Below are 12,640 nucleotides of genomic sequence, written 5' to 3' on the forward strand. Positions count from 1 at the left end.
CGAGGGACGGATGAGTGGTTCGCCGTACAGCGCGATGCGCGCGAGGCTGGCGAGCAAGACCGTCCAGCACTATCTCCGCCCCACGTTCCGGGTCCGTGACTCCGCCGACGAGTCCCCCGAGCGCCTGGGGTTCGACGCGCTTCTCGACCAACTCCCCTCGTACCGGCCCAAGTACGACCCGGTCGCCAAGACCTGGCTGATCACGGGCGGTGCGGGCAGCGGCAAGAGCACCGCCGTCCAGCAGTACGCGATGGCGCTGATGGACCGGGAGACCCCCTGCGCCGTCATCGACAACCGCGTGCTCAGGGACCTCGAGGTGACCGGCCTCACCGTCGAGGGACTGGCGGGGGAGTCCCGGCCGACGGGCCTCGACCCGGTTCTGTGGAAGGCGCACATCAAGAAGCACCGTGTGGTCTTCCTGGTCGACGCCCTGAACGAGCTGAAGCGTGAGTTCGCCGGCACCCCCAAGTGGAGCTTCGTACGCCGGTTGCTGACGGGTTCGCACGACTTCACGGTGCTGGCGACCTCCCGCAGCGACTCGGAGGACTTCGACTCGACGCTGCTGCGCGACGTCGAGACCGTGTCCATCGAACCGCTGGACGAGCAGGACATCGAGCGCTACCTGAGGATGCGCGACGAGTCGGCCACCGAGACCCTGGACGAGATCAGGTCCGGCGACATGCTGGGCGTGGCGTCCAACCCGTTCATGCTGTCGCTGCTGACCGACTGGCTGCTGGGCACACGGTCCGTCAAGGGCCGCAGGATCCCGCGCAGCCGGGCGGACCTGCTCCGGGAGACCATGGTCCGGCCCGGCGGCGGCATCGGGTCCGGCACGGCGGACGAGGGCGAGGCGGAGCGCGGGCCCGGCATGGAGGCCACGCTGTGCGCGGCGTCGCTGGCCGCGATCACCTCGGGCAAGGGCAACGCGGACTTCGTCGACCGGGACGTGAAGGCGCTGCTCGGCCAGGTCTGGGACGACGAGCGGGAGACGGCCCGGGCGGTGCAGGCCTTCCTGCAGACGCAGATGGTGGAGCCCGTCGCCGACGCGCCGGCCGGCCAGTACAGCCTCGTCCACCCGGCCTTCGTGGACTTCGGGCTGGCCCTCGCCTGGCAGCGCACCGACCCGCCGCCCTTCGTGCTGGACCCCGCCTTCCTCGACCAGTGCCTGGGCGACTGGGTCGGCCTCCAGACCGATCCGGACGGCGCCGTGCTCGGCCTGCTCGCCGCCGGCGCCAGGCCGTTACCGCCCGAACTGCTCGTGGACGTCCTCGTGGCCAACCGGGGTGTGCTGGGCGACGAGGCGCGCGGGGCGTTGTGGCGGCAGCTCGGCGGCTGCTTCGAACAGGGCCGACAGATACGCGACCGTCTGGCCGGCGCGCTGGCCGGTCTGCCCCCGACCGTGCTGCGCGACGGGCTCCAGCGCGGCCTGCTGCGGGCGCTCAACGCCAGGGCACCGCAGCTCGCCGACAGCGTCCTGGACACCCTGCGCAACGGCGCGCTGGACGCCCAGACACTGCAGCGGCTGCGCCGCAGGCACGAGCGCAACAAGAAGGTGCCGGCCCAGGACGGACGGGACCGCGACAAGGACGCGGCCGCGAAACGGCGGGCGTGGCTGCGCGCGGAGTCCGATCCGGCCGCGCGCCGCCGCAGCGCCAACTGGCTGGGCAGCAACGGCGGCGAGCCGGACGTCGACGACCTGTGCACGACCATGCTGACGGACGCCGACGCCTGGGTCCGCGGCGCCTGCGCCACCGCGCTCGGACGCATCGGCTCGCACCGGGCGATCCCCGCGCTCCTGGGGACCGCCGGAACCGACCCGGACGGCGCCGTCCGCGGTTCGGCGGCCAAGGCGCTCGGGGAGATCGGTCACCCGCAGGCGGTGCCCGTGCTGGTCGAAGCCCTCGCCGGCGACGCGGTGGGCGGTGTCCGGGGTTCGGCCGCGTACGCCCTCGGTCACATCGGCCACCCGCAGGCGGTGCCCATGCTGATCGACGCCCTCGCCGGCGACGTGGAGGTCAGTGTCCGGGGTTCGGCCGCGAACGCCCTCGGTCACATCGGCGACTTCCGGGCGGTGCCCGCGCTGAGCACCGCCCTCGCCGGCGACGCCGAGGTCGGCGTCCGGGGCTCGTCCGCCAACGCCCTCGGCCAGATCGGCAGTCCCCAGGCGCTGCCCGCGCTGAGCACCGCCCTCACCGACGAGGAGGACGCCGGGGTCCGGGGTTCGTCCGCCGACGCCCTCGGCCGTATCGGGGACCCCGGGGCGGTGCCCGCGCTGACCGGCGCCCTCGCCACCGACCCGACCCCCAACGTCCGGGGTTCGGCGGCCAAGGCCCTCGGTCTCATCGGCCACCCGGCCGCGCTGGAGGCGCTGACCACCGCGCTCGCCGAGGACACCGACGGCTACACCAGGGGGGCGGCCGCCGACGCCCTCGGCCGTATCGGGGACCCCGGCGCCATCGACGCGCTCACCGCCACCCTCAACGACCCGTACCCCATCATCCGGGGTTCGGCCGCCAACGCCCTGGGCTTCATCGGCCACCCGGCCGCCCTGGAGGCGCTGACCACCGCGCTCGCCGAGGACACCGACAGCTACACCAGGGGAACGGCCGCCACCGCCCTCGGCCGTATCGGGGACCCGGGCGCCGTCGACGCGCTCACCGCCGCCCTCACCGACAGCGGCGCCAAGGTCCGCGGTTCGGCCGCCAACGCCCTCGGTCTCATCGGCCACCCGGCCGCCCTGGAGGCGCTGACCACCGCGCTCGCCGAGGACACCGACAGCTACACCAGAGGGGCGGCCGCCACCGCCCTCGGCCGTATCGGGGACCCCCGCGCCCTGGACGCGCTCGTCACCGCCCTCGCCGAGGACACCGACGGCCAGACCAGAGGGGCGGCCGCCAACGCCCTCGGCCACATCGGGGACCCCGGCGCCCTGGCCCCGCTCATCGGGACGCTCGTCCGCGACCCCGTCGGCAAGGCGCGCGGCTCGGCCGCCAACGCCCTGGGGCACCTGGGCGACCCGGCCGCCGCGGACGCCCTGCGGGCCACCATCGACAACCCCGAGGAGACCTATCTGACCCGGCGCGCCGCCGTGGGCTCGCTCAGTCACCTGGACACCGGGGACGAGGCGTGGATCACCAAGGTCGCCGACCGGCTACGGTTCCGGGCCCGTGACCGGGACGGGCGCGCGCTGCGCGGAGCCATCATCGGCCTGGTGGCCCACCGGGAGATCACCCCGGAGACGAAGAGCTGGCTGATCGGCGTGATCCACCGGGACAAGGACCCGCTGAACCGCACGACGGCCCTCGAAGGTCTGGCCCGGGCCGGGCAGGCGGATCCGGACCTGATCAAGTTCACCATCGCACCCGAGATCCCGCGGCCGGACAAGCGGCCCCGGGACAGCGACGCGGGCGTGCTGGGCGTCGCGGCGGCCGCCGTCGTACGCGCCGCCGCCGACCGCCCCGACTACACCGAGGCGCTGCTCCCGAGCCTCGTCCGGCTGCTCGTGGCCAAGAGCACCTACCGGCCGACGGTCATCCCCCCGCTCATCCAGCTCCGCCTGCTTCCGCTGCCCGTCGCGGAGCGGGTCCTCGCCCGCATCGTGGAGCTGGTGGGCGACGAGCCGCCGGAGAACCCGTACCTGGCGACGGGGCTGGACGTCGAACGGGAGCACATGGCCGAGCGCAGGCGCGTACAGGCCTGCGTCGAGTCGTTCAACCGCGACCCCGCGGCGGTGCTCGCCGGGTTCCGCGACCGACAGAAGTCGAGGTTCGAAGTGACCGTGCCCAGTGACGCCGGCGGCGACGAGTACCACGTCGCCCTGCTGACGGCGGTGCCCGTGGAGACCAAGGCGCTCTTCCGCGTGCTCGGCGAGCGCGGCATCACCCCGACCGACATGCAGCGCGACGGGCGGTACTACGACGTCTTCGAGCTGGGGCCCGAAGGGCAGCCCCCCGTCCGGGTGGTCACCACGCAGGCCACCGACCAGGGCGGCCAGTCGGCGGCGGCGGTCACCCGCGAGCTGCTGTCCGCGTTCCGGCCGGACCTGGTGCTCCTGGTCGGGGTGTGCGGCGGCTTCGGCGAGCGCGGGGTGTCGATCCACGACGTGCTCCTGGCGCGGGAGGTCTTCGACTACGGCCCGGAGAAGGTGCGGCCGGAGGGCGGCGGCCTGCGCCCGCAGGTCTACCGGACGGACCCGCAGGTGCTGCGGCTCGTCACACGGCTGGACAACGTCGGCCGGCTGGAGGCGTCGCTGGGCGGCGGCGAGCTGCACGTGAAGGACTTCGCGAGCGGCGAGAAGGTGATCGCCTGGCGCGACTCCGCGCTCCGCGCCGAACTGCTCGCCATGTCCCCGGACATCGCCGGGGTGGAGACCGAGGCTCACGGCGTGCTGCACGCGATCTGGGAGGCGTTCAAGGCGAAGGACTTCGTGGGCGGGGCGATGCTCAAGTGCGTCAGCGACCTCGGCGACGAGGAGATGTCCGTCGACAAGAAGGCCAAGCAGACAGAAGCCGCGCGGCGGGCGGCCCGCGTCGCGCTGGACGTGGCGGCGGCGTTCCGCCGCGCGGACACCTGACCCGCCCCCCAGGGTCCTGTGCCCGGCCCGTCCTTGGTCCGCTCCGGTGACCGTGCGGCCGGCGGCGGTTCGGCCGCGCGGGTTCTGGAAACCCGTAGCCGCATGATCCGAAGCATCCTGTGGGGGTGTGCCGCGGGGGCCGCCGGCACCACCGCGCTGAACGCCGTGACGTACGCGGACATGGCGCTGCGGGGACGGCCCTCCAGCGGGACACCGGAGACCGTGGTGGACAAGGTCAGTTCGGGGCTCGGGCATCCTGTCCCGGAGTCGGAGGGGCGGGAGAACCGGCTCACCGGGCTCGGCGCGCTGTCGGGCATCGCCGTGGGCGTCGCGGCCGGCGTGGCCGTGGCGGTGGCCCACCGGGCTGGAGCGCGGCTGCCGGTGTGGCTGGGCGGGCCGCTCACCGGGGCCCTGGCGATGGCGGCGGCCGACGCGCCGATCGCCGGGCTCGGAGTGAGCGACCCCCGGACGTGGTCCGCGGCGGACTGGGCCTCGGACGTGGTCCCGCACATCGCCTACGGGCTGGTCACCTACGGGATCGTGGCGGCGACCGCCGACCGGTGAACCCGGCGGGCCGGACGGCTCCCGAGGCGGCCGGGGCGATTTCCCGTACTGCCTCCCCTCGACCGGGCTACTTCTCGTCAGAAGGGAACCCGGCTCCCGTAGCGCCCCCGGACCGCAGGCCCGGGGACGGGATACTGAGGGATCATGTGTGCTGACCGCCTGGCCGGACGGGGGTGATGACCATGCCGCCCGAGCAGCCCGAGCAGCCGGACGGCGGTGGTGTGCCGCCCGACGTCCGGGACCGCCTTCGGGTCACCGACGCGCTGGCCGCCGCCGCCCGCGGGGTGCGGGACGAACCGGAGCGGATGCCGGCGGCGCTGTGCGCGGCGTGCGTACGGCTGCTGCCGGTAACCGGCGCCTCCGTGTCGATCTCCGGGGGACGCGGGGTGCAGATGACCTGGTGCGCCAGCGACCGGGTCGCGGCGCGGCTCGCCGAGCTGCAGTACACCCTGGGCGACGGGCCCTGCCAGACCGCCCTCGAACAGGGCGCCCCGGTGATCGCCGCCGATCTGACCGCGGGGCGTGACACCCGGCGCTGGCCGGTCTTCGCGCACGAGGCGGCCGAGATGGGTGTGCTCGCGGTGTTCTCGCTGCCCCTGGGGGTCAGCGGAGCCGCGGTCGGCACCCTCGATCTGTACTGCGACCGGGTGGGCGGCCTCTCCGAACCCGACCTGCGGACCGCGCTGTGGGTGCGCGACGCGGTCACGTACGCCCTGATGAGCGTGCAGCCCGCCTATGACGGCACCGAGGACGAGGCGGAGGAAGCGGTAGCGTCCTGGGTGGAGGCCTCGGAAGCCGACCACACGGAGGTCTACCAGGCCGTTGGCATGGTGATGGTGCAGATCGACGTGGACCCCGAGCAGGCCCTGGACCGGATGCGCGCCCGCGCCTTCGCCGAGGGCCGTACGGTCAGCCAGGTGGCCCGCGAGGTCCTGGCCCGCAGGCTCCGCTTCCGGCCGGAGCCGGATGGCCGCGACGACGACCAGGGAAGGGACGGTGACCGCTCATGAGCCGGGAACAGCAGCTCGCCGAGGCGCTCGTCGGGCTGGCCGACTCCTTCGCCGACGACATCGACCCCGTCGTGCTCGTGGACCGGCTGGCACAGCGCTGCGTCGAGATCACCGGCGCCGACGCGGTCGGCATCATGGTCGTCTCCGCCCGAGGCGACCTGCGCACGCTCGCGGTCACCGACGACCAGGCCGGCTTCCTCGAACTGTTCCAGCTCCAGACGGACCAGGGGCCCTGCCTGGACTGCTACCGCGAGGGGCACCGCGTCGACGTCCGTGACATGGCCGCCGACGCCGGCCGCTGGCCCCAGGTCGTCCCGTTCGCCCTGGAGATCGGTTTCCGCGCGGCGCACGCGCTGCCGTTGCGCGTCCACGGTCAGACCGTCGGCGCCGTCAACCTGCTGCTGCGCGAGCCGGGCGGGCTGGCCCCGGTCGATCTGGACCTGGCCCAGGCGCTCGCGGACGTGTCGGCCGTCGCGCTGGTCAACTGGTCGCCGGAGCCGCTGCGCTCCGCCGACGTCGCCAGCAGCGTCCAGGCCGCGCTGGCCGGCCGCGCGGCGGTCAGCATGGCCACCGGGATGATCGCCGAGGCGTCCGGCCTCCCCCTGGCGGAGGCCCACGGCGTGCTGCGCGCGTACTCGGCGGGCCGGCGCCGGCGTCTGGTCGACACCGCGCACGCGCTGATCCGGCGCACCCTCACCCCGGACGAAGTGCTCGCGACCCGGGGCTGACGCCTTGGCGCGAGCGGCCGGACGGCTCTGACCTGCCGTCCCATCCGCACACGACTACGCTGAAAGGTGCCGGGACGAACCCGGCAGCGAGACCCGCAGGTCCCGTGGCCCCCCAGCGAGGGAGCGGCCATGCAGCAGTTCTCCTGCGAGACCGTGGCCGACCTGGCGGTCCCCGGACTGGCCACCGGCAGGCTGACGGTGATCGCCGTGCACGGTGTCGCCGACACCACGACCGGTACCGCTCTCGCCTCCGCCCTCGCCGCGCCGGGCCCCGCCCAGCTCGTCGTCGATCTGACCGGCCTGTACCGGCTGGAGCCCGCCGGCGCCGAGATCCTGTACCGGTTCGCCGAGGAGGCGGCCGCCCAGGGCCGCCCGCTGCGCCTGACCGGATGCACCGCGCAGGCCGCCGCCGTGCTCGCCCGGACCCGGGCGGCCCGCGCGCCGGTCGGCCGGGCCGGGCCCGAGCTGTACGGCTCGGTGTCGGAGGCGCTCGCCGCGGTGATCTCCGCGGCCGCGGCGGCGCCGGAGCCGCCGCCCGGGGCGCCGTTCGCGCGCACCGACGCGGTGGAGCTGCGGCACCGCCTGCTGGCGCACGCCCTGGTCGCCCGTGCGCAGGGCCTGCTCATGGAGCGCTACGGCCTCCCCGGCGCGGACACCGCCGGCGCGCTGCTGCGCATGGTGGCCCGGCGGCACGGGATGCGGACCGTCGCACTGGCCGGGGCCCTGGTGGAGGCCGCGGCGCCACGGCCCGGCGAGGCGTGGTTCCCCGGCCGGGAGCACCCCGCCGAGCCCGCCGTCGGTTTCCTGCTGCCGTCCGCCGGCCGGCCGCGGCCGCTGTCCGCGTTCCTCGACGCGCTCCGGGACACCGTCTGCGCGATCACCCACACCGACATGGCCAACGTGCAGCTCCTCGACCCCAGCGACAACACGCTGCGGATGGAGTCCCACTGCGGCTTCCCCGCCGAGTTCGTGCACTTCTTCGCGGTGGTCGACGGCACCGCCACCCCGTGCGGCCACGCGGCCCGCAAGAGCGAGCGGATCGTGGTGGACGACGTGGCCAGCGCCCCGGAGTTCGACGAGCCCTCACGGGCCGCGACGCTCGCCGCGCACAGCCGCTCGGTGCAGTGCACGCCCATCCCCGGCCCCGCCGGCCGCGCACAGGGCATGCTCTCCACCCATCACGCCCAGGCCGGCCACGCCTTCACCGGCGCCGAGCTCGTCGCCCTCGACACCGTCGCCCGGGAGGCCGGCGCCTGGCTGGACTGGTACCGGACGACCACCGTCCTGGACGCGCTGGAGGACCTGCACCGCAGGGCGCACGGTCCCTGAGGCCCGCGCGCGGGGCCGGGGACGCCGAAGGGCCGGTGCGAAACGGGTTCGCACCGGCCCTCGGACTTCGTTTCGGGTCAGCCGCACTGGCAGGGAGCGCCCGACTGGCAGCCGCAGCCACAGCCCGACCCGCAGCCGCACGCGGCGACGAGCGGGAGGTGCCTGCTCTCGGTGGGCTGGTCCGACTCGCGCGCTTGCGTGGGGTCGGGCGTGGTGCCGGGGGATTCGGCCATGGGTCCCCTCCTCAGAGGCTCGGCGAGATGCCTTCGCCCATTCCATGCCCGTTCCGCCGGGCGCATCAACGGCGCATCGAGGCGTCCGCCCGCCCGGCTCCGCCTCCCCGCGAGCCCGGCACGACCCGGAGGGCAGGCCGCGCGCGCCCCGGACGGCAGGCCGCGCGCGCCCCGGGGCCGGGCCGGCGGGGCCCTACGCTCCCTCGATCCCGGTCACCGGCTGGATGTCTTGCTGGAGCACGTCGGCGTGCTCGCCCGTCACCAGGTAGACGACCCGCTTGGCGACGGCCACCGCGTGGTCGGCGTACCGCTCGTAGTACCGGCCCAGCAGGGTGACGTCGACGGCCGTCTCGATGCCGTGCTTCCAGCGGTCGTCGATCAGGTGCTGGAACAGGGTGCGGTGCAGCATGTCCATGTCGTCGTCGTCCTGCTCCAGCTGCAGCGCGAGGTCGACGTCCTTGGTGACGAGCACCTCGGCCGCCTTCGCCATCAGGCGCTGGGCGAGCTGGCCCATCTCCAGGATCGTGGCGTGCAGGTCGTGCGGGACCGCGCGCTCGGGGAAGCGCAGCCGGGCCAGCTTCGCCACGTGCTGGGCGAGGTCGCCGGAGCGCTCCAGGTCGGCCGACATGCGCAGCGACGTGACGACGATCCGCAGGTCGGTCGCCACCGGCTGCTGGCGGGCGAGCAGGGCTATCGCCCGGGCCTCCAGGTCGTGCTGGAGTTCGTCGACCTTCTGGTCGGCCTCGATCACGTTCTCGGCCAGCTTCAGGTCGGTGTCGAGGATGGCCGTCGTGGCGCGCCCGATCGCCGACCCGACCAGCCGGGCCATCTCCACCAGGCTGTCGCCGATCGAGTCAAGTTCCTCGTGGTACGCGTCCCGCATCAGGATTCCCTCTCGTACGTGCTTCCTTCGGGGTGCCGGGGGCCGTGACACCAGGCGCCCCGTGGCGTGACCGGCGGTGTGAACCCCACGCTCCCACGTTCTGCCCCGTACGCGTCCGTTTCCGCCACCCCAAATGAACCACCACTGGCTCCAAGGTGAACTCTGGGCGACGAGTGTTCGAGGTCGCACCGCGACGGCTGTGGCCAGGCCATTGCGCATGCCTAACCTTGTGGCATGGACGTGAACGCGGCGGTCGCCGCAGCGGCAGCGATCGCCGGGGTGCTCACCGGCGTCATCGCCATGCTGGCGTTCCGCTGGAGCGAACGCGACCAGAAGCGACCCACCAGGACTTCCTTGCACACCGATGCCGTACTCCCGCCCGGCGTGGACACCGTGCTGTCCGTGCTCCGCTCCTCGGCCGTCGTCCTCGACGAGGGCGACGCCGTCGTCAAGGCCAGCTCCGCCGCCTACGCCCTCGGGCTGGTCCGCGGCGGCAAGCTCTCGGTCGAGCCGATGCTGCAGATGGCCCGTGACACCAGACGCGACGGCGAGATACGCCAGGTCGAACTGGACCTGCCCCGGCGGGGCACCGGACGCGGCGAGGCGCTCGCCGTCTCCGCGCGCGTGGCCCCGCTCGGCTCCCGGCTGGTCCTGCTGCTGGTCGAGGACCTCACCGAGGCCCGCAGGATCGAGGCCGTACGGCGTGACTTCGTGGCCAACGTCAGTCATGAGCTGAAGACCCCCGTCGGCGCGCTCTCGCTGCTCTCCGAGGCCGTCATGGACGCCTCCGACGACCCCGAGGCCGTCGAGCGCTTCGCCGGCCGCATGCAGATCGAGGCGACCCGGCTGACCAACCTCGTCCAGGAGCTCATCGACCTGTCCAGGGTCCAGAACGACGACCCCCTCGAGGACGCCGAGCCGGTCCGGGTGGACGAGCTGGTCGCCGAGGCCGTCGACCGCTGCCGCCACCAGGCGGGCGCCAAGCAGATCACGATGGCCGCCGGGGGCACCGCGGACCTGCACGTGTGGGGCAACCGGGGCCAGCTCGCCGCCGCCCTCGGCAACCTGGTCGAGAACGCCGTGAACTACTCACCGGCCCGCACCCGCGTCGGCATCGCCGCCCGCCGGATCACCGCCCCGGGCGGCGACCTGATCGAACTGGCCGTCACCGACCAGGGCATCGGCATCTCCGAACGGGACAAGGAGCGCGTCTTCGAGCGCTTCTACCGCGTCGACCCGGCCCGCTCCCGGGCCACCGGAGGCACCGGTCTGGGTCTCGCGATCGTCAAGCACGTGGTCGCCTCGCACGGCGGGGAGGTCACGGTGTGGAGCGCCGAAGGCCAGGGCTCCACGTTCACCCTCAGACTGCCGGAGGCGGGCGCGGCCCGCGACCGCGCACAGCAGCACCCCGACCTCGACGACGAGGACGGCGGCGCCCCCGACTCATCTCCTTACGAACCGCTTCCCGCCCCGGAGGTCCTTCCGTGACCCGAGTGCTCGTCGTCGAGGACGAGGAGTCCTTCTCCGACGCCCTGTCGTACATGCTCCGCAAGGAGGGCTTCGAGGTCGCCGTCGCGGCCACCGGCCCCGACGGACTCGACGAGTTCGAGCGCAACGGCGCCGACCTCGTACTCCTCGACCTGATGCTGCCGGGTCTGCCCGGCACGGAGGTGTGCCGTCAGCTGCGCGGCCGCTCCAACGTCCCCGTGATCATGGTGACCGCGAAGGACAGCGAGATCGACAAGGTCGTGGGGCTCGAGATAGGAGCCGACGACTACGTCACCAAGCCCTTCTCCTCCCGTGAGCTGGTCGCCCGCATCCGCGCGGTGCTGCGCCGCCGCGGCGAGCCGGAGGAGGTCACCCCGGCCGCCCTGGAGGCGGGTCCGGTCCGCATGGACGTCGACCGGCACGTGGTGACCGTCTCCGGCTCCAAGGTGGACCTCCCGCTGAAGGAGTTCGACCTGCTGGAGATGCTGCTGCGCAACGCGGGTCGGGTCCTGACCCGCATGCAGCTCATCGACCGCGTGTGGGGCGCCGACTACGTGGGCGACACCAAGACCCTGGACGTCCACGTCAAGCGCCTGCGCGCCAAGATCGAGCCCGACCCGGGCGCGCCGCGCTACCTGGTGACGGTGCGGGGTCTCGGCTACAAGTTCGAGCCGTAGGCCTGACGCGCGGCACCACGACGGAGGGCGGCACCCCGCGCGGGGTGCCGCCCTCCGTCATGCCTGCCCGCTCAGTGGCCGGCGGCCGACTGCGAGGCGGAGTCGCTCGGGGTGGCGCCGGCGGCGTCGGCGCCGGAGGCGTCACCGCCCGAGACGTCCGCGGCGTCCGAGGCGCTCGCGGAGGCGTCGGGCTTGCCCGGCTTGCCCTTGCCGGAGGCCTCCGCGCCCGGGGCCGCCGAGGCCGAGGCGGACGGGACCTCGCTCGGGCCCCAGCCGCTGAAGAAGCTGGTGGCCGGCACCACGAAGGCGCGCAGGCTCACGTCACCGGTCTTGTCGAAGGTGAAGGTGATCTTCTGGGCGTTGCCGTCGCGGACCGCCTCGCGGCTGCTCTGCAGCACCGCGGAGGCGTTGTCCTTGCCGCCGAGGATCAGCGAGCCCATCGGCGGGATGGTCAGGCTCTGGCCCTTGGCGGGGTGCAGCGTGGCGGTCTTGCCGGTGCCGGGAAGGGCGATCGACTGCAGGGTCTCGGCGGTCTTGCCGGTGTTGAAGATGGTCGCGGACACGACGGCCGGCCCGGTCGACGTCAGGTCGGGCTGGGTGATGACCGTGGCGTTCTGGACCTTGATGCTGCCCACGCTGGTGGCCGCGTTGTCCGGCTTGATCTGCAGGGTCTGGGCGTCGTTGCCGGAGCCGCACGCGGCGAGCGAGGCGACCGAGAAGGCGATGGCGGCGGCGCCGAGGGCGCCGCGTCGAAGGCTGCTGCTCACGGCGGCGGCATCTCCTTGAACGCGCGGGCGGCTCCCGTATAAAGCCACCCTAAGTGTCTGTCAGCGGCCTCAGGTTACCGAGCCGTTCCCGCGCGACCGCACCCGACCCTCCCCCAAGCGCCCGGCTTGCCTCCGGGTGGGGGTACCGCGGGGCCGCGAGTGACTCGCCGGTCACATTGCCGGAGCCGTCCGCGCATTCGCATAACGCGCCCGCGACGGCGCGGTCCGCATGCCGGCAACACGGCACGCGAAAATTTCCGTGAAGGAATGCGCGACCACCCGGGATATTGATCATCCGCCGCCCTTCCCGGCCCTTGTGATCAATTCCGGAATCGCCCCGGACCCGGCCTCCGTCGCCGAACGGAGTAGCGGAAGTCGTACGCTTGGG

The 12,640-nt window shown here is 73.8% G+C and carries 10 protein-coding genes; 7 read left to right on the plus strand and 3 right to left on the minus strand.

The genetic code is table 11. The features are described from left to right. The first annotated feature begins 10 nt into the window (after positions 1-10). The 5 genes from TNCT1_RS12265 to TNCT1_RS12285 all read left to right on the plus strand — a co-directional run bounded on the left by TNCT1_RS12265 (position 11) and on the right by TNCT1_RS12285 (position 8,204). Complete coding sequence (locus TNCT1_RS12265) at positions 11-4,573, plus strand: HEAT repeat domain-containing protein (RefSeq protein WP_143630932.1); 4,563 nt, start codon at positions 11-13, stop codon at positions 4,571-4,573. Positions 4,574-4,675: 102 nt separating this feature from the next. Continuing rightward, positions 4,676-5,137, plus strand: a complete 462-nt coding sequence (locus tag TNCT1_RS12270) for a hypothetical protein (RefSeq protein ID WP_143630933.1) — start codon at positions 4,676-4,678, stop codon at positions 5,135-5,137. 182 nt (positions 5,138-5,319) lie between these two features. Next, positions 5,320-6,147: a GAF and ANTAR domain-containing protein gene (locus TNCT1_RS12275; RefSeq protein WP_143631491.1), complete on the plus strand. Its 828-nt coding sequence runs from the start codon at positions 5,320-5,322 to the stop codon at positions 6,145-6,147. Then, the gene (locus TNCT1_RS12280) at positions 6,144-6,875 is read left to right on the plus strand and encodes a GAF and ANTAR domain-containing protein (RefSeq protein ID WP_143630934.1); all 732 of its coding nucleotides are present in this window, start codon (positions 6,144-6,146) and stop codon (positions 6,873-6,875) included. The genes TNCT1_RS12275 and TNCT1_RS12280 overlap by 4 nt, the downstream gene beginning before the upstream one ends. 129 nt (positions 6,876-7,004) lie before the next feature. Then, the gene (locus TNCT1_RS12285) at positions 7,005-8,204 is read left to right on the plus strand and encodes an ANTAR domain-containing protein (RefSeq protein ID WP_143630935.1); all 1,200 of its coding nucleotides are present in this window, start codon (positions 7,005-7,007) and stop codon (positions 8,202-8,204) included. 77 nt (positions 8,205-8,281) lie between these two features. On the opposite strand, the gene TNCT1_RS35985 is transcribed toward TNCT1_RS12285, so the two are convergent. After that, positions 8,282-8,437, minus strand: coding sequence for a hypothetical protein (locus TNCT1_RS35985; RefSeq protein ID WP_216856612.1), 156 nt, complete (start codon positions 8,435-8,437; stop codon positions 8,282-8,284). A gap of 193 nt (positions 8,438-8,630) precedes the next feature. Next, on the minus strand, positions 8,631-9,320 hold the full coding sequence (phoU, locus tag TNCT1_RS12290) for a phosphate signaling complex protein PhoU (RefSeq protein ID WP_143630936.1): 690 nt from the start codon (positions 9,318-9,320) through the stop codon (positions 8,631-8,633). A gap of 234 nt (positions 9,321-9,554) precedes the next feature. Here phoU and TNCT1_RS12295 point away from each other — a divergent pair, with 234 nt between their 5' ends. Then, the gene (locus TNCT1_RS12295; protein WP_143630937.1) at positions 9,555-10,808 is read left to right on the plus strand and encodes a cell wall metabolism sensor histidine kinase WalK; all 1,254 of its coding nucleotides are present in this window, start codon (positions 9,555-9,557) and stop codon (positions 10,806-10,808) included. Beyond that, positions 10,805-11,485, plus strand: coding sequence for a response regulator transcription factor (locus tag TNCT1_RS12300; RefSeq protein WP_010358452.1), 681 nt, complete (start codon positions 10,805-10,807; stop codon positions 11,483-11,485). Before TNCT1_RS12295 ends, TNCT1_RS12300 begins: the two co-directional genes overlap by 4 nt. Before the next feature lie 71 nt (positions 11,486-11,556). On the opposite strand, the gene TNCT1_RS12305 is transcribed toward TNCT1_RS12300, so the two are convergent. After that, entirely contained in the window at positions 11,557-12,252 is a 696-nt protein-coding gene (locus tag TNCT1_RS12305; RefSeq protein ID WP_143630938.1) for a copper chaperone PCu(A)C, read from the minus strand. Positions 12,253-12,640: the final 388 nt, after the last annotated feature.

The sequence above is a fragment of the Streptomyces sp. 1-11 genome, from assembly GCF_007176755.1.
In the GTDB taxonomy this organism is placed as follows: domain Bacteria; phylum Actinomycetota; class Actinomycetes; order Streptomycetales; family Streptomycetaceae; genus Streptomyces.

Excerpts from the sequence above, each read along its gene's own strand:
- TNCT1_RS12265 (WP_143630932.1), top strand. The coding sequence starts at position 11 with ATGAGTGGTTCGCCGTACAGCGCGATGCGCGCGAGGCTGGCGAGCAAG.
- TNCT1_RS12270 (WP_143630933.1), top strand. The coding sequence starts at position 4,676 with ATGATCCGAAGCATCCTGTGGGGGTGTGCCGCGGGGGCCGCCGGCACC.
- TNCT1_RS12275 (WP_143631491.1), top strand. The coding sequence starts at position 5,320 with ATGCCGCCCGAGCAGCCCGAGCAGCCGGACGGCGGTGGTGTGCCGCCC.
- TNCT1_RS12280 (WP_143630934.1), top strand. The coding sequence starts at position 6,144 with ATGAGCCGGGAACAGCAGCTCGCCGAGGCGCTCGTCGGGCTGGCCGAC.
- TNCT1_RS12285 (WP_143630935.1), top strand. The coding sequence starts at position 7,005 with ATGCAGCAGTTCTCCTGCGAGACCGTGGCCGACCTGGCGGTCCCCGGA.
- TNCT1_RS35985 (WP_216856612.1), bottom strand. The coding sequence starts at position 8,437 with ATGGCCGAATCCCCCGGCACCACGCCCGACCCCACGCAAGCGCGCGAG.
- phoU (WP_143630936.1), bottom strand. The coding sequence starts at position 9,320 with ATGCGGGACGCGTACCACGAGGAACTTGACTCGATCGGCGACAGCCTG.
- TNCT1_RS12295 (WP_143630937.1), top strand. The coding sequence starts at position 9,555 with ATGGACGTGAACGCGGCGGTCGCCGCAGCGGCAGCGATCGCCGGGGTG.